Genomic DNA, 25,191 nt, shown 5'->3' on the forward strand with positions numbered 1-25,191 from the left:
CCCCCCTGGGCAAGGGGGGGGGGGGGAGGGCAGGGTGGGGGACCGGCGCGCTGGCGTCCCGCGTGTAGACGTCTTTCAGCCTAGGCCGGGCACTTGACGAAGACGACGCCATCGGCGCCGAGGTCGAGCCCGCCGAAGCGGCTGTTGTCGCGCTCGGTCGGGATCACGGCGAGTTCGCCCTCGCCGCGGCTCTCGATCTCGAAGCGGCCGCCGCCCTGGTCGAAGACGAAGGATGCGTCGTCGTAAAGCGCCACATCGCCGGTGCGCGCGCGCCCGTCGACGCTGGTTTCCACGGCCAGGCCGCCGCCGGGATAGCGGGTGACGTCGAAGTCGGGGCGGGAGCAGTCGCTGCCCTTCGCGGTCCACGGGCCGGTCACGAACGCGCGGTCCAGCAGGCCGGCGTCCCGGTTGCCGTCATCGTCCCGCGGCGGCGCGATCTCGTCGATTGCGGTGACCTCCAGGGTCCCGACGCCCTGCTGGCAGAAGGACATGCCGGCGCGGCGGCCCTTCACCTCGACATATTCGCCGGCGGTGAAGTTCGCGTCTGCGCCGGTCAGCGACCAGACATCGCCATCGGGAGTCCGCAGCACCGGACACTCGACGCCGTCGCGCACCCGGCCTCTCAGAGTCATGCGGTCGCGCTCGTTCTCGTCCTCGGCGCGGACCACGCGGAAGTCGCCGGACTTCAAGGTCACGCCGCGGTCGGTATCGACGACGAAGGTCAGCACGTCGCCCGGATCGGCCCAGTCAGGCACCGCGACGGAGGTGCGCAGCCGGCCGGTGGACGAGGTCCGGGCCTGGTCGAGGGCCTCCCATTCCGAGGACGCAGGACCGACGCCGACGGTCACCCAGTCATCGGGGCGGAGATTGTGAGCGCGCACGGCCACATCGGCGCCCGCGGGACCCCTGTGCGGTTCGATGGAAAAGCCGGCGGAGCGGTCGCCGGTCGGGACTTCGAGCACCTCCCCGGCCGCGAGGGCGAGGGGGTTGATGTCTTCATTGGCGTTCAGCAGTTCCATCAGCGAGATTCCGAGCCGCCGGGCGATGCCATAGGCGGTGTCGCCGCTCTCGACGCGGTAGGAGCCCCGCGCATCGGGGGCCGGAGCGGGATTGAGATTGTCGCCGTCCGGGGCCTGGCGGCCGTCGTCGCCACCGTCTTCATCGCGGCCGGCCTGGCTGTGGACATGGCCCTCGGCCTTGAGGCGGACCGACTGCCCGATGGACAGGGCGCGCGGATCGATCGCCGGGTTCAGCTCCATGACGCGGCTGAGGCCGATGCGGCATTTCTGCGTCACCTCGTAGAGCGTGTCGCCGGACTGGATCTCATAGGACCCGCCACACTGGCCGCTGTGCGCCGTCGCCGCGCCGGCGAGCATCGCGCCGGCGCCCAGCGAGGCGAGAAAGAGAAACGGACGATGAGTCATGGGATGCTCCTTGTTCTTTTCGTGGTCCGATGACATCGCGACACACCTGCGCATGCCATTGCGCCCTTTCAACAAACGCCGCGGTTCGGCCATTCACGCGTCGCAGGTGACGCCTGCCCGGCGGACTTGCTAGGCTGCCGGCGCCGCAGCGACAGGGGAGGAAAGCGACATGGCGTGGGATTTCGAGACCGATCCGGAGTTTCAGGATGCGCTCGACTGGATGGACGACTTCGTCCGCCGCGAGGTGGAGCCGCTGGACCACGTGCTGGGCAGCCCCTACGACATCACCAACCCGCGGAACATAGCGCTGGTGCGGCCCCTGCAGCAGCAGGTGAAGGACCGCGGACTGTGGGCCTGTCACCTGGGACCGGAACTCGGCGGCCAGGGTTTCGGCCAGGTCAAACTGGCGCTGATGAACGAGATCCTGGGCCGCACCCGCTTCGGCCCGGTGGTCTTCGGCTGCCAGGCGCCGGACACCGGCAATGCCGAGATCCTCGCCCATTTCGGCACGCCGGCGCAGAAGAAGACCTTTCTCGAGCCGCTGCTGGCCAACGAGATCGTCTCCTGCTTTTCCATGACCGAGCCCCAGGGCGGCGCGGACCCGGGCGTCTTCACCACGAAGGCCGAACTACAGGGCGACGAATGGGTGATCAACGGCGAGAAGTGGTTCAGCTCCAACGCGCGCTGGGCCAGCTTCCTGATCGTCATGGCCGTGACCGACCCGGACCGGCCCACGGTGGACCGCATGTCCATGTTCATCGTGCCGAAGGACACGCCGGGCGTGGAGATCGTCCGCAATGTCGGCTTCGCCACCGAGAAGGAAGGCAGCCACGCCTATGTCCGCTACACCGACGTCCGCGTGCCGAAGGACCACCTGCTGGGCAGGCGCGGCGAGGCCTTCAAGGTGGCTCAGGTCCGCCTCGGCGGCGGGCGCATCCACCACGCCATGCGCACGCTGGGCCGGGTGAAGATGCTGTTCGACATGATGTGCGAACGCGCCGTCTCCCGCGAGACCAAGGGCGAGAAGCTGGGCGACAAGCAGATGGTGCAGGAGAAGATCGCCGACGCCTGGATCCAGATGGAGCAGTTCCGCCTGTTCGTGCTGCGCACCGCCTGGCGGATCGACCGCTACAAGGATTACATGCAGGTCCGCAAGGACATCGCCGCGGTGAAGGCGGAGATGCCGAAGGTGCTGCACGACATCGCCACCCGGGCGCTCTACATCCACGGCTCGCTTGGTATTTCGTCGGAGATGCCCTTCGCCGACCAGGTGCTGCAGAGCTTCCACATGGGGCTCGCCGACGGGCCGTCGGAGGTCCACAAGGTCACCGTGGCGCGGCAGCTGCTGCGCGGCTACAGCCCGTCGAACACGCTCTTCCCCAGCTATCACGTGCCGAAGCTGCAGGCCGAGGCTGAGGCGAAGTTCGCCGAGGCGCTGGAGCACATCGACGACGTCATCTGACGCCGCGCTTGACCCGGCGGCGCGGCGGCGGCACATGGCGGCGATGCTGCTGGAGCCCACGCCGGAGAATCTGGAGACCTGCGCCCGCGCCCTGCGCGAGGGCCGGCTGGTCGCGTTCCCGACCGAGACCGTCTACGGCCTGGGCGCGGATGCCACCGACGACCGCGCCGTCGCCGCGATCTTCGAGGCCAAGGGCCGGCCGAGCTTCAACCCGCTGATCGTCCACGTCCCCGATCTGGCCGCCGCCGAAGCGCTGGTGGAGTTCGGCGATCTCGCGCGCCGGCTGGCGCAGGCGTTCTGGCCCGGCGCGCTGACCCTCGTCCTGCCCCGGCGGCCGGACTGCCCGGTCTCGCTGCTCTGCTCGGCTGGGCTGGAGACGCTGGCGGTCCGCGTGCCCGCCCACGGGCTGGCCCGCGCCCTGCTCCGCGCCGCCAGCGTGCCGGTCGCCGCGCCCTCGGCCAATCCTTCCGGCCGGCTCAGCCCGACCGAAGCGCGCCACGTCGCCGAGGGGCTGGGGGAGAAGGTCGCGTACATCCTCAACGGCGGGCCCTGCGCAGTGGGCCTGGAATCCACCGTCGTCGGCGTTTTCGATGGCCGCGCCGTGCTGCTCCGGCCAGGCGGCGTGGCGGCGGAAGAGATCGAGGAAGTGGCGGGTCCGCTTGCCCTGCCGGAGAGCGATCCGGCGGCGCCCCGGAGCCCCGGCATGCTGGCCAGCCACTACGCGCCGAAGCGCCCCATCCGGCTGAATGCAGCGGAGGCGCGCGACGGCGAGATCCTGCTGGGCTTCGGCGCGGACGCGCCGCCCGGCCCCAATCTCAGCCCCTCGGGCGACCTGGGCGAGGCGGCGGCGAACCTGTTCCGCATGCTGCACGAACTGGATGGCGACGACGGCCGGACGCTGGCGGTGATGCCGGTACCCGAAACCGGGCTCGGCCGCGCGATCAACGACCGGCTGCGCCGGGCGGCGGCGGACCGAGACGGGTGATCACCACGATCGCCACGCCCAGCAGAGCCACCATGTACCAGAGCGAGGCGCCGTAGCCGCCCATCGCGTCGTGCAGCAGGCCCACCGAGCCCGGCCCCAGTCCCTCGAAGAAATAGGCGAAGACCGCCAGCAGACCGTAGCTCTTGCCATAGCCCGTCGGCCCGAACCAGCGGCGGACCAGCAAGGGCGGCAGGATCACCAGGCAGCCGACGACGAAGCCGGAGACGGCACAGGCGGCGTAGATCGCCACCGGCCCCTCGGCCAGCGCCAGGATGGCGATGCCGAGCGCCTGCAGTGCGTAGGAGATGACGGCGACCAGGCGCAGGTCGAAGCGTTCGGCCAGGAAGCCGACGCCGAAGCGGCCGACGATCCCCGCGGCGGCGGTCACGGCGACGGCGTCCGCAGCGTCGGTCCGGGTCAGCCGCTCCTCCAGGATCGGTATCTGGTGGGCCAGGAAGCCGACCTGCGCCATCAGGCTGATGCAGCTCGCCGCCGTGATGGTCCAGAACAGGCGGCTGCGTGCCGTCGCCCCGATATGGGCCAGCGCCGTGATACCGCCGGCGGCGGGCGGGGCCGTGGCCGGGCGGGTCATGAAGATCAGCGTCAGCGGCACGACGATGGCGATGGTCAGCCCGCCCATCACGGTCGCCGCGTGGGTGAAGCCGTCCGACGCGGTCATCCTGGCCATCAGCGGCACCACCACCATGGCGCCGACGCTGGCGCCGGTCAGCGCGAAGGACATGGCGACCGGCAGGCGGCGCTCGAACCAGCCCGAGAGCGTCGCGCTGATGCCCAGCGCGCCTACCGCCGGGTAGCCCAGAGCCATCACCGCGAAACACAGATAGACGTGCCAGAGCTCGCTGACCTGGCCCAGCCCGATGACGCTGGCGCCCACGAACGCCGACCCGGCGGTGGTCACCAGCCGCGGGCCGAAACGGTCGATCAGCGCGCCGACGGTGAGCGTCATCGGCGTGCCGACGACCCAGAAGAAGGTGATGGCGCCGGAGATCTGCGCCGTGCTCCAGCCGTGCTCGGCCTTCAGCGCCGAGAGGTAGAGGCCGTGGCCGTAGAACACCGTGCCCCAGCCGAAGATGGCCATCAGGAAACAGCACGCGGTCACCACCCAGCCGCGGCGCGACCCGGCGGAATGGCCCTGCAGAGGTGGGGCGGCGTCGCTCATGGGGCCGGATCATGGTGCGGCGGACGCCCGCCGTCACCTCTCAAGCGCGCATGGCCGCAATTCGCCGCCACAGGCCGCGGGGCGTGGCGAAGGGATGGCAGGGAACCCCGATCAGATGGGCGACGACCTGCACGCAGGTGAACAGCCCGCGCGGCTGCATGCGCGCCGGCTCCCGCGCCGTGACGGCGACGCAGCGGGCGCGGCCCTGCCGCACCAGGCGGCGCAGCACTCTCAGCGTCTCGTGGGACGGCGCGACGCCGAGACCCAGCGCCCGCGCGCCGGGATTGCAGACCAGCCAGCCGCGCCCCGGATCGCCCGCGCCGACGACCGGAGAGATGGCCAGCACGTGGCGGAAGCCGGGACGAAGCAGGCGCAGCGCCCGCGCCAGCAGGCGGTTCGGCAGGGGATCGTCCGGCCCCGGCTCCGGCGGGTCGAGGAAGACCACGAGCCACAGGCCCGGTCCCGCCGGCGCGGCGAAGGGGACCAGCGGCGCGGAGCACGGTTTCACGAACATGGGGGCGCAACCTCAGACGGACGGCGATCCGCCGATTGTCGCCGCCCGGGCCTTAAGCGTTTCCCCCCATCCCCGGGTCGCCTCTCAGACGATGCGGCTTTCCTTGTTGCCCCAGTAGCGGTCCTTGAGCAGGCGCTTGTAGAGCTTGCCGTTGGGGTGCCGGGGCAGTTCGTCCATGAAGTCGATGGATTTCGGCGTCTTGATGGCGCTGAGTTCCTGGCGGCACCACCGGATCAGCTTGTCGGCCATCTCATCGGAGGCGTGGCCCGGCTCCCTGAGCTGCACCACGCCCTTCACCGCCTCGCCGAATTCCGGGTCGGGCACGCCGACCACGGCCGCGTCCATGACGTCGGGGTGCAGGATCAGCCGGTCCTCGATCTCCTGGGGGTAGATGTTCACCCCGCCGGAGATGATCATGAAGGCCTTGCGGTCGGTGAGGTAGAGGAAGCCGTCTTCGTCCAGGTAGCCGATGTCGCCCAGCGTCGACCAGCCTTTCGCGTTGCGGCTCTCGGCGGTCTTCTTCGGATCGTTGTGATAGCTGAAGGCCGGGCCGTTGGCGAAGTAGATCTGGCCGATCTCGCCTTGTGGCAGTTCGATCTCGGGATTGTCCTGATCGACGATCCTGATCTCGCCGACGATGGGGCGGCCGACCGTGCCCGGATGGGCCAGCCATTCCTGCGGGTCGGCGGCGACATAGCCCGAACCCTCGGTGCCGGCATAGTATTCGTAGATCACCGGCCCCCACCATTTCATCATCGCCTGCTTGACCTCGACGGGACAGGGCGCGGCGGCGTGGATGGCGACCTTCATGGAGGAGACGTCGTATTTCGCCCGCACCGCCTCAGGCAGCTTCATGAAGCGCACGAACATGGTCGGCACCCACTGGCTGTGGGTGCATTTGTACTTCTCGATGAGCTGCAGCGCGCGTTCGGGATCGAAGCGCTCCATGATGATGGAGGTCGCGCCGATGCGGGTCATCAGCATGTTGTAGCGCAGCGGCGCGGCGTGATAGAGCGGCGCCGGCGAGAGATAGGTCGTCTCCGGCCCGACGCCGTAGAGCGCCATGATCGCCTGCATGGACGGGCGCACCTCGCCCAGCTTGCGGTCCTCCATGTCGATCTTGATGCCCTTCGGCCGGCCCGTCGTGCCGGACGAGTAGAGCATGTCGTGGCCTTCCCACTCGTCGGCGATCGGCGTCTCGGGCATGCCGGCGATGGCCTCGTCCCAGCTCCGGAACCCTTCGATCGGCTCGCCCACCATCATGCAGGTCTTCACCGCCGGGGTCAGCGCGGGCACGTCCTTCGCCACGTCCGCCTTGTAGGCCGACGACAGGAACAGCTGCGCGCCGCAGTCGTTGACGATGTAGGCCACCTCCGGCGCGGTCAGATAGCTCGACGTGCAGGCGTAGTAGAGCCCGGCGCGGTGCGCGGCCCAGCAGATCTCCAGGAAGTGGCGGTTGTTCTCCATGCAGATGGCGATGGCGTCGCCATGGTTCAGGCCGATGGAGCGGAAGAAGTGCGCGCCCTGATTCGAGCGCCGGTTCAGCATGTCGTAGGTCACTTCCTCGCCGGTCGAGGCCATGATGAAGGCCGGCTTGTCGGGCCTTTCCGCCGCCTGGACGCCTGGATGCATGTTCGCTTTCCTCCCCCTGGAACAGGCCGCTAGAATAGCGGCACATGCGCGGCGAAAAAGGGGGAGGATCGCCATGGCTCGACTCGAGGTCTATTTCGACTGCTCGTCACCCTGGACCTATCTCTGCATCGCGAAGGTGGGCGATATCGCCCGCGCGCGGGGCGCGGAGCTGATCTGGCGGCCGATCCTGGTCGGCGGGGTCTTCAACCAGGTCAACCAGCAGGTCTACGAGAACCGGGCCAACCCGGAACACCCGAAATACCGCTACATGCGCAAGGACCTGATGGACTGGGCGCGCTATCACGGCGTCGCCATCAACTGGCCGACGATCTTCCCGGTCAACGCGGTGAAGCCCATGCGCGCCTGCATCGCCGCGCTGGACGACGGCCAGGTGGAGCCCTTCGCGCTGGAAATCTGCGACGCCTACTGGGGCCGCGACCTGGACATCAGCCAGGACGAGGTCATCGCCGGCTGCGCGAAGACCGTGGGGCTCGACGCGGATTCCATCGTCGCCCGCACCGGGGATCAGGGCATCAAGGACCGGCTGAAACAGTACACCCAGGAAGTGGTCGACCGCGGCGGCTTCGGCTCGCCCACCATGTTCGTCGACGGCGACGACATGTATTTCGGCCAGGACCGCCTGCCGCTGCTCGACGCGCGGCTGAAGGGATAGTCACGTCCTGGGGCCGGCGTAGCCCCCGGAACGTGGTCCGGGGCAGGCTCCGCCCGGGATCCATGCCTGCGCATTGCCGCCCGGCGCCACGCCGCCGGAAAGACCCAGGCATGGATCCCGCGCCGCCGCTTTCGCAGCGCGCAGGAGTCGTTCAGATGCACCGTAGACATTGTGACGCCCTCGGGCAGACCCGGGCGGGCCGGCGCGGGTCCCTCAGTACGTCACCACCGTGCGGATGGATTCGCCGGCGTGCATCAGGTCGAAGCCCTCGTTGATCTGCTCGAAGGGCAGGACATGGGTGATCAGGTCGTCGATGTTGATCTTGCCTTCCATGTACCAGTCGACGATCCGCGGCACGTCGGTGCGGCCCTTCGCGCCGCCGAAGGCCGTGCCGCGCCAGACCCGGCCGGTGACCAGCTGGAAGGGCCGCGTCGCGATCTCCTGGCCCGCGCCGGCGACGCCGATGATGACGCTCTCGCCCCAGCCCTTGTGGCAGCATTCCAGCGCCTGGCGCATGACCTCCACATTGCCGATGCATTCGAAGCTGTAGTCGGCGCCGCCCTTGGTCAGGTCGATGACCGCTTCCACGACCTTGTCGCGGCCGACCTCGTTCGGGTTGACGAAGTGGGTCATGCCGAAATGCCGGCCGATCGCCTCCCGCTCGGGGTTCAGGTCGACGCCGACGATGCGGTCGGCGCCCACCATGCGCAGGCCCTGGATGACGTTGAGGCCGATGCCGCCCAGGCCGAAGACGGCGCAGTTCGCGCCGGGCTCCACCTTCGCCGTGTTGATCACCGCGCCGATGCCGGTGGTCACCCCGCAGCCGATGTAGCAGACCTTCTCGAAGGGCGCGTCCTCGCGGATCTTCGCCAGCGCGATCTCCGGCACCACGGTGAAGTTGGCGAAGGTCGAGGTGCCCATGTAGTGGAACACCCGCTCCCCGTTCAGCGAGAAGCGGCTGGTGCCGTCGGGCATCAGGCCCTGGCCCTGGGTGGTGCGGATCGCCTGGCAGAGATTGGTCTTGCCCGAGACGCAGTACTCGCACTGGCGGCATTCGGGCGTGTAGAGCGGGATGACGTGATCGCCCTTCTTCAGCGTCGTCACGCCGGGGCCGGTATCGACCACCACGCCCGCGCCCTCATGGCCCAGGATGGCCGGGAACAGGCCTTCCGGGTCGGCGCCGGAGAGCGTGAACTCGTCGGTGTGGCAGATGCCGGTCGCCTTGACCTCGATCAGGACCTCGCCTTCCTTCGGCCCTTCGAGCTGGACCGTCGTGATCTCCAGAGGCTTGCCCGCCTCCACCGCCAGCGCCGCGCGCGTGTCCATGGCTCCGCTCCTCCTGTCGACCCGGTCTGAGGCGATGCTATTGTCGCCGGGTATTCCTGTCCATGGGGGCAGACAAGGGGGGACGCCGGGAATGGAATTCGGACTGTCGGAAGACCAGCGCCTGCTGCAGGAGAGCGTGGGCCGCTTTCTGGACGGGGCGTCGGCGCTGGAGCGCGTGCGGCTGGCCGCCGACGGCGACGCTTCGGTGCGCGCGGAGATCGCCGCGGGCCTGAATGAGCTCGGCCTGGCCGGGATCATGGTCCCCGAAGCCCAGGGCGGCGCCGGGCTCGGCCTGCTGGAGGCGGCGCTGGTGCAGGAGCAACTGGGCCGTCACACCGCGCCCGCCGGGTTCATGGCGCAGGCCGCGCTGGCCTCGATCGCGCTGCAGAACGCCGGGAGCGAGGCGCAGCAGGCCGAGTGGCTGCCGAAGCTGGTGTCGGGCGAGGCGCGGTTCGGCATCGCAGTCTCGGAAGCCGCCGGCGCGCGGGAGAAGGCCGGCGTCACCGCCGGGCCGGACGGGCTTGCCGGCAAGGCGCTCTTCGCCCTGGAGCCCGACAGAGCGACCCACTTCATCGCCGCCGACCGGGACCGCGGCCTGCATCTCGTCGCCCGCGATGCGGCCGGGCTTGCGGTCAGGCCCATGCCCACCATCGACCGCACGCGCCCCGTCGCCGAGCTGGTCTTCGACGGCGTCCGGGCGGAAGCCCTCACGGGCGGCAACGACGCCTCGGCGACCGTGCAGCGGATGATCGCCGCCGGCCGCGTGCTGCTGGCCGCCGACAGTTTCGGCGCGGCGGAGCGGATGATCGAAAAGGCGGTGGACTACGCGAAGGAGCGCGAGCAGTTCGGCCGCACGATCGGCTCCTTCCAGGCGGTCAAGCACATGTGCGCGGAGATGGCGGCCCGGCTGGAGCCCTGCCGCTCGCTGATCTGGTACGCCGCCCACGCCGATACGGCCGAGCCCGGGGAATTTCCGCTGATGGCGGCGCTCGCCAAGTCGCACATGGCCGAGGTCGGGACCTTCGTCGCCCGCACCGCGACCGAAGTGCATGGCGGCATGGGCTTCACCGACCTGATGGGCCTGCACTACTGGTTCAAGCGCATCGGGCTGAACCGCCAGCTGCTGGGCGGCCCCGAGGCCGTGCGCGCCGACGCCGCGCGCCTGCAGGGCTTCGACCGCGCGGCGGGCTAGCCCAGCGTCGAGCGGTAGCAGCGCACGCCGCCGGCGTCCTCGGCCAGCCAGACGGCGCGGGCCACGGCCCGGGCGAGGCAGTCGGCGGCGGCCTGGCCGATGCGGGCGATATCCGCCGGCCCGGCGACCGGGCGCTGGCCCACCGACAGCGCAAAGACCGTGTCGCCGTCGAAGGGCGTGTGCACCGGGCGAATGGCGCGGGCCAGCCCGTCCTGCGCCATGATCGCCATGCGCTGCGCCTGGCCCTGGTTCAGCTTCGCGTCGGTCGCCACCACGGCGATGGTGGTGTTCGCCCCCGCAGCCGAAGTCACCGCGCCCGGATCGTCCGCTGCGCCGCGCTGGGGCGGGAGGTTGCCGCCGAACTCGCCGTCGCGCTCCAGCGCCCAGGCCCAGAAGGTCCGCCCGTCGGCCATGACCGTGTGGCCCGTCGGGTTGGCCGCGACCAGCGCGCCCACCGCGATCCCGTCGTCGAGGACCAGCGAGGCGCTGCCCAGCCCGCCCTTCAGCGGCCCGGCGGTGGCCCCCATGCCGGCGCCGGCATTGCCCAGCGCGAAACCGGCGCCGGCGTTCTCGACCGCCTGCTTGCCCAGCTCGCGGTAGGGGGGGTCCTCCCCCCAGTTCTTGTCGCCGAGCGGCAGGTCGAACAGGATCGCCGCCGGCACGATGGGGACCACGTGGCCGGCCACGGGGAAGCCGACGCCACGGCTGGCCAGCCGCGCCATGACCCCGCCGGCAGCGTCGAGGCCGAAGGCGGAACCGCCCGAGAGGCAGATGGCGTGGACCACGTCGACCAGGTTCGCCGGGTCCATGACCTGGATCTCCCGCGTGCCGGGGCCGCCGCCGCGCACGTCGGCCGCGGCCACCGCCGGCCGCTCCGGCAGCACCACGGTGACGCCCGTCAGCGCCCGGGCGTCCCCGGCATTGCCCACCGTCAGTCCCGGCACGTCGGTGATCAGGTTCCGCTCCCCCGGTTTCGCCATGTTCCGCTCCCGCTTCTCTGCCGATGCATGATGGATAGGAGAGAACTAGGATGGAGAGACCAACACAAGGGAGGACCGCCATGGGCCGCCAGATCGTCGACATTTCCATGCCGCTGGAGAACGACGTCGTCTCCGACCCGCAGCCCTTCGGGCCGAAGATCACCTATGTCGACCACCAGATGTCGCTGGCCCAGATGCTGCCCTTCTTCCCCGGCCTGAAGCCGGAAGACCTGCCCGACGGCGAGGCCTGGGCGGTGGAGCGGGTGGAACTGATCACCCACAACGGCACCCACCTGGACGCGCCCTATCACTTCGCCTCGACCATGAACCGCGGCGAGCGCGCCATCACCATCGACGAGGTGCCGCTGAACTGGTGCATGCAGCCCGGAGTGAAGCTGGACTTTCGTCATTTCGGCGACGGCTATGTCGTCACCGCCGCCGACGTCGAGGCCGAGCTCGAACGCATCGGCCACAAACTGCAGCCTCTCGATATCGTCGTGGTCAATACCGCCGCCGGCGGCGCCTACGGCTCCGACCGCTATGTCGAGACCGGCTGCGGCATGGGCTACGAGGCGACCATGTACCTGCTGGAGCGGGGCGTGCGCGTCACCGGTACCGATGCCTGGTCGTGGGACGCGCCCTTCGTCTATACGGCGGAGAAGTACGCCGCCGAGAACGACCCGTCGGTGATCTGGGAGGGCCACAAGGCGGGGCGCGACATCGGCTACTGCCACCTGGAGAAGCTGCACAACCTCGAGGCGCTGCCCGGGAAGGGCTTCACGATCTGCTGCTTCCCGGTGAAGATCAAGGCGGCCTCGGCCGGCTGGACGCGCGCGGTCGCCATCCTCGACGGCTGAAGCTTGACATAAGTGTATTTTTACCGATAATACCGCCTGCATCTCACGTGGAGGCGGAGTATGGATCTTGCCGACCTGCTGGAGGAGCGCGCGCGGCTCTCGGCCCAGCGCATGGCCATCCTGGAGGCCATGGCCCCGCCTGTCGCCGCATCCGATCTGGACGCCGATGGCCGCGAGGAACTGCGCATCGCCGTGGAGCAGGCCCTGGACGACGCCTTCTTCCCCCTCGCCGACCCGATCGAGGCGGAGATCGAGGAACGCCGCGCGTCGCGTGCAGTGCGGAATCTGCGCGCCGACCTGATCGATCTCGCGGCGCGGCGCTGAGATGGCGGACGCGCTGATGCTGGAGCTCTTCGCCCGTATCGAGGACGAGGAGCGCGCCCTGTCGGTCATCCTCTCCGACGACCAGGTCACGCTGGAACCCGAGGACGGCTCACGCGTCTGGTTCAGCCGCGCCGCCTTCGACCGGCTGGCCGATCTGATCCGGCGCTATGACGCCGCGTTCGCCGCGGCCGGCGGCGGCTGATCTTTACCCCGGCCAGGCGGACCCCATCTGAAACCGCAGCACCGTTGCGCCCTGGAGGTCCGGCCATGCGTCTCATCCCGACCGTCATCCTGCTCGCCCTACTGGCCGCGCCGGCGCTGGCGCAGGAACGGCGCGCCGCGTTCGCGCTCGGGGGCCAGGGCTACGCCATCGACGCCGGACCGGGCTTCTGCCGCGCCGAAGCCGAGGAGCTCGAGCGCTGGGCGCTCTGGCCCCGGATGATGGCCGGCACGGAGCGGCGCTTCGAGCCCAGGGCGGTCTTCCTCGACTGCGTCGCGCTCAACGCCATCCGCGCCGGCGCCCAGCCCGGGGACTTCGCCATGCGTCTCGCCGGAACGCTGCTGGGCGGCGGCGAGCCCCTGCCCGCCCGGCAGTCGGCGCGGGTCCAGTTCGACATGTTCCGCGGCATGTTCCGCATGATGCAGGACCGCCCCGGGTCGGTGACCGGCGTGCCCGTGGAGGAGATCGTCCAGGGCGCCGCCGAGGAGCGCGGGCTGATCGTGGAATGCGTCCATCCGCGCGCCAGCGCCGGCTCCGTCGGCCTCGACATCTGTCTCGCCGAACCCGACGGGACCGACCCCATGCGGGGCGGTCTGGCCGTGCGGCCGGTGGGCGAACGGTTCCTCGCCGTCGCCGCCCTCGCCCGGCCCGGCCCGGCCGACGGTCCGGGCTTCGAGGAAGCCGAGACGATGCTGAAGGGGCTGGTCAGGGAAGACTGACCGGCGGGTCCGTCCCCTTCCGCCGCTCAGGGACGCCGCGCGCCGCGGGCCTCCTCCAGCAGCCAGTCGCGCACCGCCCTGACCCGCGGCTCCTCCGCCCGGGCGGCCGGCGAGACCAGCCGCATGGAGCGCCGCGCTCGCCGCGGCGGCCCCGGCAGGCGGACAAGGCGGCCCGCGCGGATATCCTCCTCTACCAGCGCGCCGATGGCGATGACCGCTCCCAGCCCCTCGATCGCCGCCTGGATCGCCAGGTTGAGGCTCTCGAACCGCAAGCCGCCCGACGCGTCGACGCTGCCGATGCCCGCGCCGGCGAGCCAGCGCGGCCAGTCCTCGGGCCGCGGCGCGCCATGCAGCAGCGTGACCTTCCGCAGATCAGGGGGCTCCGCGACGGCCGCCGCGACCTCCGGCGCGGCCACGGGAAACAGCGTCACCGGCAGCAGTTCCTCGGCCACATGTCCCTCACCCACTTCCCCGGGGCCGGCCACGCGGATGGCGATGTCGAAGGCCTCGCGGCGGAACTCCGCCGGGTCGAGCGAGGTGGTGAGCTGCAGGTCGATCTCGGGATGCCGGTTGTAGAAGCGTCCCCAACGCGGAATGAACCAGCGGATGGCGAAGGTCGGGTAGGCGACCACAGCGACCGAGTCCCGCTGCGGACGCCGGCGCATGCGCCGGGTCGCCGCCTCCAGCGCCTCCAGCGGTCCGCGCACCGCATCCAGATAGGCGCGCCCGTCCGGCGTCAGCGCCACTTGCCGGTGACCGCGTTCGAACAGCGTCCGGCCGAGTTGTTCCTCCAGCGCGCGGATCTGCCGGCTGACCGCGCCGGGGGTCACGTTCAGCGCCTCCGCGGCATGCTGAAAACTCAAGCTTCGGGCCGCAGCGACAAAGGCCGAAAGCGCCATACTTGAGGGAAGTCGTGACATTACAGGGTCCGGACGATTGAGTATTACTCAATCATGACTTTCCGGAAACTCGTTTGCCGCGTCAATGCCGCCGGCCCAGGCTGGAAGCAAGGAGACAGCCGCCAGAACCGGAGGAGAGGCCGCACATGACCCGCATGGACCCCATCGACCGCCCGGTGCCAAAGAGCGCATCGGACTGGATCGCCCCCGACTGCCACGGGCTGAACTTCTTCGAGATCGACGCCGGACTGCGCAGCCTGCTGCCGCTCTATCTGGACGGCGAACTGCTGGCGCACATGACGCCGCATTACCGCCGCCTGGGCGAGATCGCCGGCGGCCGGCTGGACGGACTCTCGCGCCTCGCCGACCGCCACAAGCCAGTGCTGCACGCCCGCGACGCGTTCGGGCGCGACGAGGATTTCATCGAGTTCCATCCCGCCTATCGCGAGATGGAGCGCATCGCGCTCGCCGAGTTCGGTATCCACTGCATGTCGCGCCGGCCCGGCGTGCTCGGCTGGAAGGACAGGGTTCCGCCGGTGGCGAAATACGCCTTCCAGTACCTGTTCGTGCAGTCGGAGTTCGGTCTGATGTGCCCGATCTCGGCGACCGAGACCTCCGCCCTGCTGATCGAACGGCACGGAGACGAGGCGCTGAAGCGCCGTTTCCTGCCGCGCATGCTGAGCCAGGACATGGACGAGATCCTGATGGGGGCGCAGTTCATGACCGAGCGCACCGGTGGCTCCGACGTCGGCAATGTGGAGCTGACCGCGCGCTTCGAGGACGGCCAGTGGCGGCTCTGGGGCGACAAGTGGTTCTGTTCCTGCGCCGACGGCGACGTCGCCATGCTGCTGGCGCGGCCCGAGGGCGCGCCGGAAGGCACGAAGGGCCTGGGGCTGTTCGTCCTGCCCCGGCATCTCGACGACGGCAGCCGCAACGCCTACCGGACCGTGCGCCTGAAGGACAAGCTGGGCACCCGTTCCATGGCCTCGGGCGAGATCGTCTTCGAGGGCGCGGTGGCCTACCCGGTCGGCGAGATCGGCGCGCACGCCAATCCCGGCCTGAAGCAGATGATGGATCAGGTGAACATGTCGCGGCTCAGCCACGGCGTCCGCGCCGCCGCGATGATGCGGCGCTGCCTGAACGAGGCGCTTGTCGCCGCGCGCGGCCGCCGCGCCTTCGGCGGGCGGATCATCGACAAGCCGCTGCTGCGCCGCCAGCTGATGAAGCTCATGCTGCCGACCGAGGCGGCGCTGTCGGTCTCGCTTTTCGCCGCCGACAACCTGGCGCGCGGCGAGGCCGGCCAGCAGCGCGCGGCGCAGGTCACCCGCATCCTGACGCCGCTGCTGAAATACCGCTCGGCGCGTGACAACATCCAGGTCGCGACCGGTGCGATGGAGGTGCGCGGCGGCAACGGCTACATTGAGGACTGGGTAAATCCGCGCCTGGTGCGCGACGCCCATCTGGGCGTGCTGTGGGAGGGCACGTCCAACATCAACGCCCTGGACGTGGTCACGCGCGCCATCGCGAAGTCCGGCGCGCACGAGGATCTGGGCCAGGCCCTGCAGCGGGAGCTGGACAACGCCACGCCCCTGCCGGGGCAGTTCCGCGGCGAGATCGACGCCCTGGTCGGCCGCGCCGTGGCCTTCGCCGACAGGGTCGCCCGCGACGGCGACGAGCCACTGATGCGGCAGGCGTCGAACGCCCTCTACTACGCCGCGGCGGCCACGCTGATGGCGACCGAAGGCGCCTGGATCGGCGCCGAGCAGGGCGACGCCCGCCGCCTGCTTCTGGCGCGCATGGCCGTCGATCACCGGCTGCGGCCGCAGGATCCGCTGGAGGGCGCGCGCTCGGAGGACGCCATCGCCGACGCCCTGCTGTCGGACGAGCCGGTCAGTCCGGAGAATGCGGCGGCACTGATTCAGATGTGATGTAGACGCCCGCGCCGCCGGCGGCGGTGCGGGCGGGCCGCCTTCAGTCCGCCGCGGCGGCGGTGCGGACCCTGCCCGCGTCCATCTCCGCGACCTCCTGGTCGAGGAACGGCAAAGCGGCGATCTCCGCATCGAGCTCCGCCCGGAAGGCCTGGAAGGCGTCCAGCCGCGCCCCGGCCAGCTTGACGCCCGTGGGCAGCTTGATCGAGCGCGGGTTCACCTGACTGCCGTTCTTCAGCACTTCATAGTGCAGGTGCGGCCCCGTCGAGCGGCCCGAGGTGCCGACATAGCCGATGATCTGGCCCTGCTTGACGCGGCTGCCGTTCTTCAGGCCGCTGCGGAAGCCCTTCATGTGGGCATAGGCGGTCGAGTAGGTGCCGTTGTGGCGGATCTGGATGTAGCGGCCATAGCCGCCGTTCCAGCCGATGCGGGCGATGGTGCCGTCGCCGGCGGCCATGATCGGCGTGCCGGCGCGGGCGGCGAAGTCCGTGCCCTTGTGCATCTTGGTGTAGCCCAGGATGGGATGGCGGCGCTTGCCGAAGCCCGAAGAGATGCGCGCGCCGTCGATCGGCGTCTGCATCAGGGTCTTGCGCGCGCTCTGGCCGCGGGCGTCGAAATAATCCGGTCCCGGCTCGCCTTCCGGCTGGTAGCGGAAATAGGTCAGCGGCGAACCCTTGCGGACCAGCGTCGCCTTCAGGATGTTGCCGGTCTTCATCACCTCGCCGGCCCGGTTGACGAAGCGCTCGTAGGTCAGTTCGAAACCGTCGCCCGGGTGGATGCCGCGCTGGAAGTCGACATCGAAGCTGAACATGCGGATCAGTTCGGCCAGCACCTCGTGCTCCACGCCCGCGCGCTGACCGGCGAGGAACAGCGAGTCCTCGATCGTGCCGCGGGCGCGGACCAGCTGCCGTTCGAAGGTCAGCCGCTCCTCTTCGCCCAGGAAGCCGCCATCCGGCGTCGCCCGGGCGTAGACCACGCGCTCCACGCTCTCCTGCAGGCGGACCTCAGTCAGCTTGTCGGTGGCGTGATCGAACATCAGGGTCAGTTCCTGGCCCGGCTTCAGACGCCTGAGGTCCGTCAGCTTGCCCAGCGCCGTCACCGCCTGGTGGACGATGCCGTTGTCGGCGCCCGCCGACGACAGCGCCCTGGCCAGCGTATCGCCGGGACGAATCACCGTGTCCATCCGCCGGCCCGCCAGCGCTTCGCCTGTCAGGGCGGCCTGCCGGTCCAGATCGGCGACGCCGTCCTCGACCATGCGGGCAAAGACCCGTTCGACGAAGGCGTCGATGTCGCGTTCGCGCTGGCTCATCAGCAGGCGCGGCGAATCGCCGGCCCCGAGTCCGACGGCGGCGTTCGCCCGGCCCTTGGTTTCGGGATCCTGAATGCCGAAGAGCAGCCCGGCCAGGCCGCCAATCACGGCGAGCGCGCACGCGGCGACCGTAATCCGCTTGCCACGGCGTCCACCGCGGTAGCTCGGTTCCTGCACAATCATCGGTTCGGTTTCGGTCCCGCTCATCCCTCGGAAGCGCGCAAAATGATCAGATCGCCGCAGAGTGTCAACAATCGCGCTGATTCGCGAAGGTGTTATTCCACCCTAATCGCTTGAAATGCTCAACCGGCGCCGACACTTCATGCCAAGAGCGGCCTTGCGGGCGGACGTCCAGGCCGTAGACTGATCCCGGTGCGGTACGCGCCAGGGGGAACGGAGGGCTCGCGCAGACATGCGGATTTCCGGCTTGTGCGGGGCCGTCATCGCGGCGGCGTGGCTGGCCGCCTGCACACAGCAGGCGCCGCCGGCGGGTTCGGGCGCCGCCACGGCGTCGCCCGCGCCGGACACGCGCGTCATTCCGCCCCGCCCGGGCAGCGAGGAAGCCGCCGGCGCGCCGGACGCGGCCTCGCCGCCGCCGCCCACACCCCGGCCCGAAGGCCTGGCGCGTGCCCCCGCCGCCTCCCGCCCATCCGCCGGCGGCACCGCCGAGCCCCGTGAACGCCGGCCGGCGCCGGAGCTGATCGGGATGTCGGAAGCGGAACTGCGTGACGCCATGGGCCAGCCCGACCATATCCGCAACGAGCCACCGGCCAGCGTCTGGCGCTATAATCTGACCGGCTGCGCCATCGACCTGTTCCTGTTCGAGGATGTCGCCAGCGGCCGCACCAAGGCGCTGAGCTACGAGATCGTCATCAACGAGGGCGGCGGCGAGACGCCCGACAAGTTCTGCGTGGAGGGCAAGAGACTGGCCGATGGCTGAGAACGCGCTGATCTACGTCGTCGACGACGACGATCTGTTTCGTGAGTCCGTGGCGCAGAACCTGGCCGACGCCGGCTTCGAGGTCGCCGTCTTCCCCGACGGCCCGGAGGCCCTCGAAGGCCTGGAGAGCGAGCCCCTGCCGCAGCTCATCCTTCTGGACTGGAAGATGCCGAAGATGAACGGCATCGAGGTGCTGAAACAGTACCGCGCCCGGGGCGGCGACATCCCGGTGATCTTCCTGACGGTGCTGAGCGACCAGATCTACGAGGAGGCGGCGCTGATCGGCGGCGCCGTCGACTTCATCGAGAAATCGCGCAGCTTCTCGATCCTGCGCCGGCGCATCGACCTGATCGTGGACGGCCGCCGCGGCGGCGCGGAGGAGGCGGCGCCGGAGGACCAGCCGCAGCGGATCGGCGAGCTGACGCTGGATCCGGAATCCGCGCGCGCCGCCTGGCGCGGCCGGCGCGTCGACCTGACCATCGCCGAGTTCGCCATCGTCAGCCATCTGGCGTCCCGGGCGGGGCGCGACTGCCGCTATCGCGAGATCTATGATCTGGTGCGCGGCGAGGGCTTCCACGCCGGCGCCGGCGAGGACGGCTATCGCACCAATGTCCGCTCGATGATCAAGCGCATCCGGCGCAAGTTCGAATCGATCGACCCCGATTTCGAGGAGATCGAGAACTATCCGGGATTCGGCTATCGCTGGCGAAGGGACTAGGGTCGTGGGCGGCCGCATCTGGCGCTCCATGTGGATGCGCCTCGCCGCCATCGCCCTGGTTCTCGCCGTCGCCCCGGTCATCATCTACCTGCAGCTCCGCGCCGCCGACGCCGAGCAGAGCGCGCTGCTGCGCCAGTCCGTCGCCGCCCAGGGGCGCATGATCGCGCGCGGCGTCGAGACCGCGCTGGACCCGGCCAAGCTGCCGGAACTGGGCAAGCACCTCGCCCGCTTCGACACGCCGCGCAACGAGGTTCGGGTGCTGTTCCGTCCCAGCGATGACGCGGACCGGGCGTTCTATTTCGTCGGCGCCTCGCCGGCGCTGCCCGACGCCGACCTGGAACAGGAGCGCGAGCGCCTGCTGGCCACCGGCGCGGTCGCCGATATCGGTCCCGGCTGCGGGCCGGGCGGTCCGGCGGGACAGGTCTATGACACGGTCGCCGGCGACCGCCGCATCATCGCCTCGGTGGTGCCGCTGGCGAAGCCCGAGGGCTGCTGGGTCGTGATCCTGACCCGGGAGCAGTTCGCCGGCTTCGGCCCCGACGGCGCGCAACCCTACTGGCAATCGCCGGAGATGATCGCCAGCGGCGTGATCTACGTGATCATGGTCGGCCTTGTGCTGCTGGTCTTCCTGAGTTTCCGCCGCGACCTGCGCGGCTTCGCCGACGCGGCGCGGCGCACCGCCCGCGGCGAAGGCGGCACGCGCTTCCTGGACCAGAACCGGGTGCCGGAACTGGACGGCGTCGCCCGGGCTTTCGACCAGATGGTCAGCCATCTCCGGCGTTCGGCTGAAAGCCTGCTCAGGCTGTCGGAGGAGAATGCCCACGCCCTGAAGACGCCCGTGGGGGTCATCGCCCAGGCCGTGGAGCCGCTCCGGGCCATGGCGGCCGAGGATCCCCGGCGGCGGCGCTCGGTCGAGCTGATCGAAAAGGCGATCGAGCGCCTGGACCATCTGATCACCGTGATCCGGCGCAGCGAGGAGACGGCCGCCGCCCTGGTCGCGCCGCGCCTGACCCCGGTAGACGCCGGCGGCCTGCTGCGCCCTGTCGCCGACGACTACCGGCCCATCGCCGAGGACCGGGGCATCGAGGTCACGGTCCGCTCGCCGGGGCGCGTCATGGCGCTCGGCAACGAGGAGCTGCTGCGCACCGCGATCGAGAATCCGGTCGAGAACGCCCTGGATCTGACCCCGGCCGGCGGGCGGGTCGAGCTTTCGCTGATGACCGAGGAATCGACCGGCATGATCGAGATCCGCGTCACCGACACCGGCCCGGGCGTCGCCGACAGTCAGCTGGAGCAGATATTCGACCGCCGCTTCAGCCACCGCGAGCCGGGCGACGGCGGCCATGACGGGCTGGGTCTGTGGATCGTGCGCCGCAACATGGAGGCGATGGGCGGCGCAGCCCATGCCGAAGCCGGCGACGAGGGCGGCCTGGCCGTCGTGCTCCGCCTGCCCGCTGCAAGGCCCTGATACGTAACGCGACCGGCCGCCACAGCTTTGCCACAGCCTCGCCGCTGACCCGCCACCGGCCTTGCCCGATATTCGATGGTGCAAGCAGCGGAATTTCCCGCCCGTCAGTTCGAGGCCGCAATGTACCAGACCATCATCGAGCAACAGGCATACGCCACCGCCCGCTCCGGTATCGGCGGGGACGTCTTCGCACCCAGGGACACGCGCCAGTGTCTGCGGCGGCTGTCCTATGACCCGTACGCGGCGGGCAATGGCCGCCAGATGGTGCCCCGGACCTTCGTCGAGCGGCTGCCGCGCGACATGGCCGACATCGCCAGCCTGGCGGAGCGCCAGAAAACCTTCATCACGCTGATGCTGCCCATCGTGCTGCGCGCCAACGAGATCATGAGCCTGCAGCGCAGCATGATCCGCGCGGAGAGCGATCCGCTGATGCTGGAGCAGGCGATGCGCCAATATGACGCCTGCGACCTGGAGCAGCTCGACCGCCGCTTCGACGTGGTGCCGCCCTCGCTGCTGCTGGCCATCGCCGCGGCGGCGACGGACTGGGGCCGGGAGCGGACGGCGCACGATCTGATGGCGCTGGCTCCCGATTCGCTGGCCAGCCCGGCGAATCTGCCGCCGTCGGCGGTTCAGGCCCTGGGCGGCGCCCGGCGCAGCCACTACCGGGATCTGCTGAGCCCGATGCTTGACGTCATTCACGGCATCAACACCTACAGGGACGGCGCGGCGCTCAGGCGCGAACGCAGCCGCCAGCGGCGCAGCCGCCGATTCGACGGCTACCGTCTTGCACTCCTGCTGGATGGTGGCCACCTCAAACGCAGCCCATTCGTCCGCCGCGTGCTGTACGCGATGGAAGGTGGGGCGTTGACCAGACTGGACCATGCCAAGCTGGAGGCCCCGGTCGCGGTCGTACACTGAGTTCCAGCCAAGAAAGTTCAGAAAAGTGGAGCTAATCCGATGATCCGCAAGATTGGAGCCATCAGCGTTATCGGCCTCATGCTGGGTCTTGGCGCGTGCGAAGGCATGAACGAAACCCAGCAGCGGACCCTTTCCGGCGGCGCAGCGGGCGCGGCCGGTGGCGCGGCGCTCGGCGCGATCACCGGCGGCAGCGCCGCGACAGGCGCCCTGCTGGGTGGCGCGCTCGGCGCGGGCGCGGGCTACATCACCTCCGACGACGACGCCTTCGAATAAGCAGGCGTCGGCCCGCAAGGCCGGATACCGGCGCGCGGCGGGGTCCGCAGGGACCCGGCCGGCGCGTCTGCCGCACCACGGGGGCCGCTCCGTTCCCTCCTTTCCCTCACGGCGGCTCCCGCGACGGAGAAGCCCGTGCCGGCCCCCCGGCGCGGGCTTCTTCACGTCCACCGTCCCGTTCCTCGCGAGAGGGCTTACTTCCGCCCGGATCCCGATCTAAGACTTCGCAATGGCAGATTCGGGATCAGGCCGGCTGATGCGCGCGGCCGCCACGGTGGGCGGCTTCACCATGATCAGCCGCATCACCGGCTTCGCACGCGACATCCTGATCGCCGCGATCGTCGGCGCAGGCCCCATCGGCGACGCCTTCTTCGTCGCCTTCAAGCTGCCCAACTTCTTCCGCCGCCTGTTCGCCGAGGGCGCGTTCAACGCCGCCTTCGTGCCGCTGTTCTCGGGCCGGCTGGCGCGGAAGGGGCGGGAGGCGGCGCGGCTGTTCGCCGAAGACACCGCGGCGGTGCTGCTGACGGTGCTGTTCCTGCTGGTGGCTGCGCTGCAGATGGCGATGCCGGTGGCCATGATCGCCCTGGCGCCCGGCTTCACCGACGATCCGGCGACCTTCGGCCTGGCGGTCGAGCTGACCCGGATCACCTTTCCCTATCTGCTGTTCATCAGCCTGGTCTCGCTCTTCCAGGGCGTGCTGAACAGCACCGGCCGCTTCGCCGCCGCCGCCGCGACGCCGATCCTGCTCAATCTCTGCCTGATCGCGGCGCTGCTTCTGCTGGTGGAACACGTGCCGACGGCGGGTCACGCGCTCGCCATCGGCGTCTTCGTGGCCGGCGCAGTGCAGTTCCTCTGGCTGCTCCACGCGCTGCACCGGGCCGGCCTGGCGCTGCGGCTGCCCCGGCCCCGGCTGACGCCGGGCGTGAAGCGGGTCGTCGCCCTGATGGCGCCCGCGGCGCTGGGCGCGGGCGTGGTGCAGATCAACCTGGTGATCGACATCATCCTCGCCTCGACCCTGCCCGAGGGCTCGATCTCGTACCTGTTCTACGCCGACCGCATCAGCCAGTTGCCGATCGGGGTGGTCGGCGTCGCCGTGGGTACGGCGCTGCTGCCGCTGCTCTCGCGCCAGGCGGCTTCGGGACAGCTGGACGACGCCCGGCTCAGCCTCAACCGCGCCATCGAGTTCGCCCTGCTGCTCTCGATTCCCGCCGCCGCCGCCTGCCTTGTAATCCCGTCGGTGCTGGTGGGCGCGCTGTTCGAGCGCGGCGCCTTCACCCCCGCCGACACCGCGGCCACGGCCTGGGCGCTCGCGGCCTATGCCTGGGGCCTGCCGGCCTATGTCATGGTCAAGGTGCTGGGCCCGGCCTTCTTCGCCCGCGAGGACACGTCGACGCCGGTGAAGATCGCGGTCGCCGCGGTCGCCGTGAACGTGGTGCTGAACCTGATCCTGATGGGGCCGATGCTGCACGCCGGCCTGGCGCTGGCCACCGCCATCGCCTCCTGGCTCAACACCGCGCTGCTGGCCTATTTCGCCTGGCGGCGCGGCTGGCTGAAACCCGACCGGCGGCTGTTGTGGGCGCTCCCGAAGATGTTCGCCGCGGCGCTGATCATGGCGGCGGCGCTGCTGTTCGGCGCCATCGCGCTGGACCTCCGCCTGCCCGGCGGCGAGCTCTGGCGGGCGCTGTCGCTGGCGATCCTGGTGGCCGGCGCGGTGGCGGTCTATTTCGGCCTCGGCTGGATCCTCCGCCTCGCCCGGCCTTCCGATCTCAGAGGTCTGGCGCGCGGGCGGTGATCAGCCGTCGCTGAAAAAGGAAACGCCCGGCCTTCCTCGCGGAAGACCGGGCGCACCCGATCGGTGTCTTGCGGCTGCGGTCAGACCACGCCGAAGGCCAGCATGCCGTCGGCGACCTTGGCGAAGCCGGCGATGTTGGCGCCGGCCACGTAGTCGGTCATGCCCTCGCGGCCATAGTCCTTGCCGTAGTGCGCGCAGCGGCCATGGATGTCTTCCATGATCTGGCGGAGCTGTTCCTGGAGCTGGTCGATGCCCCAGGAGATGCGGGCCGAGTTCTGGCTCATTTCCAGACCCGAGACCGCGACGCCGCCGGCATTCGCCGCCTTGGCCGGGCCGAAGATCACGCCGGCGTCGAGGAAACGCTCCACGCCCTCGTTCGAGGTCGGCATGTTGGCGCCTTCCGCGATCGCCTTGACGCCGTTCTTGATGAGCGTCTTGGCCTCTTCCTCGTTGAGCTCGTTCTGCGTGGCGCAGGGCATGGCGATGTCGCAGGGCACGCTCCACGGACGCGCGCCTTCGTGGAAGGTCGCGCCGGTGAAGGCATCGCAATACTCGCTGATGCGGCCGCGGCGGTGGCCCTTGTGCTCCTTGACCCAGTTCAGCTTCTCCTGGGTGAAGCCTTCCGGATCATGGATGAAGCCCTGGCTGTCGGAGAGCGTGACGGGCCGCGCGCCGAGCTGCATCAGCTTCTCGGCCGCGTGCACGGCCACGTTGCCCGAGCCGGAAACCACCGCGGTCATGCCTTCGACGTCCTTGCCGGCCGCCTTGAGCATGTTCTGCAGGAAGTAGACCGCGCCGTAGCCCGTCGCCTCGGTGCGCACCAGCGAGCCGCCGAACTCCAGGCCCTTGCCGGTCAGCACGCCTTCGAACGAATTGGTGATGCGCTTGAACTGGCCGAACATGTAGCCGATCTCGCGGGCGCCGACGCCGATATCGCCGGCCGGCACGTCGATGTTGGCGCCGATGTGGCGGTAGAGCTCGGTCATGAACGACTGGCAGAAGCGCATGATCTCGTTGAGCGACTTGCCCTTCGGATTGAAGTTCGCGCCGCCCTTGCCCGCGCCCATGGGCAGACCGGTGAGGCTGTTCTTGAAGGTCTGCTCGAAGGCGAGGAACTTCAGCACCGAGGTGTTCACCGACGGATGGAAGCGGATGCCGCCCTTGTAGGGACCGATCGCGTTGTTCATCTGCACGCGGTGGCCGCGGTTGACGCGGATGTTGCCCTCGTCATCCTCCCAGCAGACGCGGAAGCTGATCACCCGGTCAGGCTCCGCCATGCGCTCCAGGATCATCATCTCCTTGTAGCGCGGATTGTTCTCCAGGAACGGAATGATGGTGGCCGCAACCTCCATCACCGCCTGGTGGAATTCGGGTTCGCCCGGATTGCGTTTCTCCAGGCCTTCCATGAATTGCTGTAGCTGGTCGTTCGTGGACGCCATGATCGTCCCCCCTCCTTCG

The 25,191-nt window shown here is 69.9% G+C and carries 24 protein-coding genes; 15 read left to right on the forward strand and 9 right to left on the reverse strand.

Annotation, left to right across the window (positions count from 1 at the left end; genetic code table 11):
• Positions 1-80: 80 nt before the first annotated feature.
• Positions 81-1,424, reverse strand: a complete 1,344-nt coding sequence (locus tag CWC60_RS00095) for a LysM peptidoglycan-binding domain-containing protein (protein WP_164516281.1) — start codon at positions 1,422-1,424, stop codon at positions 81-83.
• A gap of 169 nt (positions 1,425-1,593) precedes the next feature.
• Here CWC60_RS00095 and CWC60_RS00100 point away from each other — a divergent pair, with 169 nt between their 5' ends.
• Positions 1,594-2,886 (forward strand): acyl-CoA dehydrogenase family protein, encoded by a 1,293-nt coding sequence (locus CWC60_RS00100; RefSeq protein ID WP_109792025.1) that lies wholly within the window; start codon positions 1,594-1,596, stop codon positions 2,884-2,886.
• Positions 2,887-2,920: 34 nt separating this feature from the next.
• Entirely contained in the window at positions 2,921-3,871 is a 951-nt protein-coding gene (locus CWC60_RS00105) for an L-threonylcarbamoyladenylate synthase (protein ID WP_109792026.1), read from the forward strand.
• On the opposite strand, the gene CWC60_RS00110 is transcribed toward CWC60_RS00105, so the two are convergent.
• The 3 genes from CWC60_RS00110 to CWC60_RS00120 form a co-directional block, all read right to left on the reverse strand.
• Entirely contained in the window at positions 3,828-5,051 is a 1,224-nt protein-coding gene (locus tag CWC60_RS00110) for an MFS transporter (protein WP_109792027.1), read from the reverse strand. The two genes, CWC60_RS00105 and CWC60_RS00110, sit on opposite strands and share 44 nt — an antisense overlap.
• Positions 5,052-5,091: 40 nt before the next feature.
• The gene (locus tag CWC60_RS00115) at positions 5,092-5,565 is read right to left on the reverse strand and encodes a hypothetical protein (protein WP_109792028.1); all 474 of its coding nucleotides are present in this window, start codon (positions 5,563-5,565) and stop codon (positions 5,092-5,094) included.
• Positions 5,566-5,649: 84 nt separating this feature from the next.
• A complete protein-coding gene (locus CWC60_RS00120) occupies positions 5,650-7,197 on the reverse strand; it encodes an acyl-CoA synthetase (RefSeq protein WP_109792029.1) in 1,548 nt (515 codons plus the stop codon).
• Between the two features lie 73 nt (positions 7,198-7,270).
• Between CWC60_RS00120 and CWC60_RS00125 the strand changes: the two genes are divergently transcribed.
• Positions 7,271-7,870, forward strand: a complete 600-nt coding sequence (locus CWC60_RS00125; RefSeq protein WP_109792030.1) for a 2-hydroxychromene-2-carboxylate isomerase — start codon at positions 7,271-7,273, stop codon at positions 7,868-7,870.
• A gap of 213 nt (positions 7,871-8,083) precedes the next feature.
• On the opposite strand, the gene CWC60_RS00130 is transcribed toward CWC60_RS00125, so the two are convergent.
• On the reverse strand, positions 8,084-9,196 hold the full coding sequence (locus tag CWC60_RS00130; protein WP_109792031.1) for an S-(hydroxymethyl)glutathione dehydrogenase/class III alcohol dehydrogenase: 1,113 nt from the start codon (positions 9,194-9,196) through the stop codon (positions 8,084-8,086).
• Positions 9,197-9,287: 91 nt separating this feature from the next.
• Between CWC60_RS00130 and CWC60_RS00135 the strand changes: the two genes are divergently transcribed.
• Positions 9,288-10,388, forward strand: coding sequence for an acyl-CoA dehydrogenase family protein (locus CWC60_RS00135; RefSeq protein WP_109792032.1), 1,101 nt, complete (start codon positions 9,288-9,290; stop codon positions 10,386-10,388).
• Here CWC60_RS00135 and CWC60_RS00140 read toward each other — a convergent pair.
• Positions 10,385-11,368, reverse strand: a complete 984-nt coding sequence (locus tag CWC60_RS00140; RefSeq protein WP_109792033.1) for a P1 family peptidase — start codon at positions 11,366-11,368, stop codon at positions 10,385-10,387. The two genes, CWC60_RS00135 and CWC60_RS00140, sit on opposite strands and share 4 nt — an antisense overlap.
• An 80-nt stretch (positions 11,369-11,448) precedes the next feature.
• Between CWC60_RS00140 and CWC60_RS00145 the strand changes: the two genes are divergently transcribed.
• From CWC60_RS00145 to CWC60_RS00160, 4 genes are all read left to right on the forward strand, one after another.
• Positions 11,449-12,225 carry a cyclase family protein gene (locus tag CWC60_RS00145; protein ID WP_109792034.1) on the forward strand — a complete coding sequence of 259 codons (777 nt, stop codon included), beginning with the start codon at positions 11,449-11,451 and terminating at the stop codon, positions 12,223-12,225.
• Positions 12,226-12,285: 60 nt separating this feature from the next.
• Entirely contained in the window at positions 12,286-12,549 is a 264-nt protein-coding gene (locus CWC60_RS00150) for a hypothetical protein (RefSeq protein WP_109792035.1), read from the forward strand.
• Position 12,550: 1 nt separating this feature from the next.
• Positions 12,551-12,751 carry a hypothetical protein gene (locus CWC60_RS00155; protein ID WP_109792036.1) on the forward strand — a complete coding sequence of 67 codons (201 nt, stop codon included), beginning with the start codon at positions 12,551-12,553 and terminating at the stop codon, positions 12,749-12,751.
• Positions 12,752-12,816: 65 nt separating this feature from the next.
• Positions 12,817-13,488 (forward strand): hypothetical protein, encoded by a 672-nt coding sequence (locus CWC60_RS00160; RefSeq protein ID WP_109792037.1) that lies wholly within the window; start codon positions 12,817-12,819, stop codon positions 13,486-13,488.
• Between the two features lie 26 nt (positions 13,489-13,514).
• Here CWC60_RS00160 and CWC60_RS00165 read toward each other — a convergent pair whose 3' ends face one another.
• The gene (locus tag CWC60_RS00165; RefSeq protein ID WP_109792038.1) at positions 13,515-14,408 is read right to left on the reverse strand and encodes a LysR substrate-binding domain-containing protein; all 894 of its coding nucleotides are present in this window, start codon (positions 14,406-14,408) and stop codon (positions 13,515-13,517) included.
• 125 nt (positions 14,409-14,533) lie between these two features.
• Here CWC60_RS00165 and CWC60_RS00170 point away from each other — a divergent pair, with 125 nt between their 5' ends.
• Positions 14,534-16,315 (forward strand): acyl-CoA dehydrogenase family protein, encoded by a 1,782-nt coding sequence (locus tag CWC60_RS00170; RefSeq protein WP_109792039.1) that lies wholly within the window; start codon positions 14,534-14,536, stop codon positions 16,313-16,315.
• A 43-nt stretch (positions 16,316-16,358) separates the two neighbouring features.
• Here CWC60_RS00170 and CWC60_RS00175 read toward each other — a convergent pair whose 3' ends face one another.
• Positions 16,359-17,807 (reverse strand): M23 family metallopeptidase, encoded by a 1,449-nt coding sequence (locus CWC60_RS00175; protein WP_164516283.1) that lies wholly within the window; start codon positions 17,805-17,807, stop codon positions 16,359-16,361.
• A 244-nt stretch (positions 17,808-18,051) separates the two neighbouring features.
• On the opposite strand from CWC60_RS00175, the gene CWC60_RS00180 reads away from it, so the two are divergent.
• From CWC60_RS00180 to murJ, 6 genes are all read left to right on the forward strand, one after another.
• The gene (locus tag CWC60_RS00180; protein WP_109792041.1) at positions 18,052-18,564 is read left to right on the forward strand and encodes a hypothetical protein; all 513 of its coding nucleotides are present in this window, start codon (positions 18,052-18,054) and stop codon (positions 18,562-18,564) included.
• Positions 18,557-19,282, forward strand: a complete 726-nt coding sequence (locus CWC60_RS00185; protein WP_109792042.1) for a response regulator transcription factor — start codon at positions 18,557-18,559, stop codon at positions 19,280-19,282. Before CWC60_RS00180 ends, CWC60_RS00185 begins: the two co-directional genes overlap by 8 nt.
• A 4-nt stretch (positions 19,283-19,286) precedes the next feature.
• The gene (locus CWC60_RS00190; RefSeq protein WP_109792043.1) at positions 19,287-20,750 is read left to right on the forward strand and encodes a sensor histidine kinase; all 1,464 of its coding nucleotides are present in this window, start codon (positions 19,287-19,289) and stop codon (positions 20,748-20,750) included.
• A gap of 120 nt (positions 20,751-20,870) precedes the next feature.
• Entirely contained in the window at positions 20,871-21,668 is a 798-nt protein-coding gene (locus tag CWC60_RS00195) for a hypothetical protein (RefSeq protein WP_109792044.1), read from the forward strand.
• A 39-nt stretch (positions 21,669-21,707) separates the two neighbouring features.
• Positions 21,708-21,941, forward strand: a complete 234-nt coding sequence (locus CWC60_RS00200; protein ID WP_109792045.1) for a hypothetical protein — start codon at positions 21,708-21,710, stop codon at positions 21,939-21,941.
• A 256-nt stretch (positions 21,942-22,197) separates the two neighbouring features.
• A complete protein-coding gene (gene murJ, locus CWC60_RS00205; RefSeq protein WP_206419688.1) occupies positions 22,198-23,733 on the forward strand; it encodes a murein biosynthesis integral membrane protein MurJ in 1,536 nt (511 codons plus the stop codon).
• Between the two features lie 80 nt (positions 23,734-23,813).
• Here murJ and gdhA read toward each other — a convergent pair whose 3' ends face one another.
• Positions 23,814-25,172, reverse strand: a complete 1,359-nt coding sequence (gdhA, locus tag CWC60_RS00210) for an NADP-specific glutamate dehydrogenase (RefSeq protein WP_109792047.1) — start codon at positions 25,170-25,172, stop codon at positions 23,814-23,816.
• Positions 25,173-25,191 lie beyond the last annotated feature (19 nt).

This window comes from Minwuia thermotolerans (assembly GCF_002924445.1).
Taxonomy (GTDB): Bacteria; Pseudomonadota; Alphaproteobacteria; order Minwuiales; family Minwuiaceae; genus Minwuia; species Minwuia thermotolerans.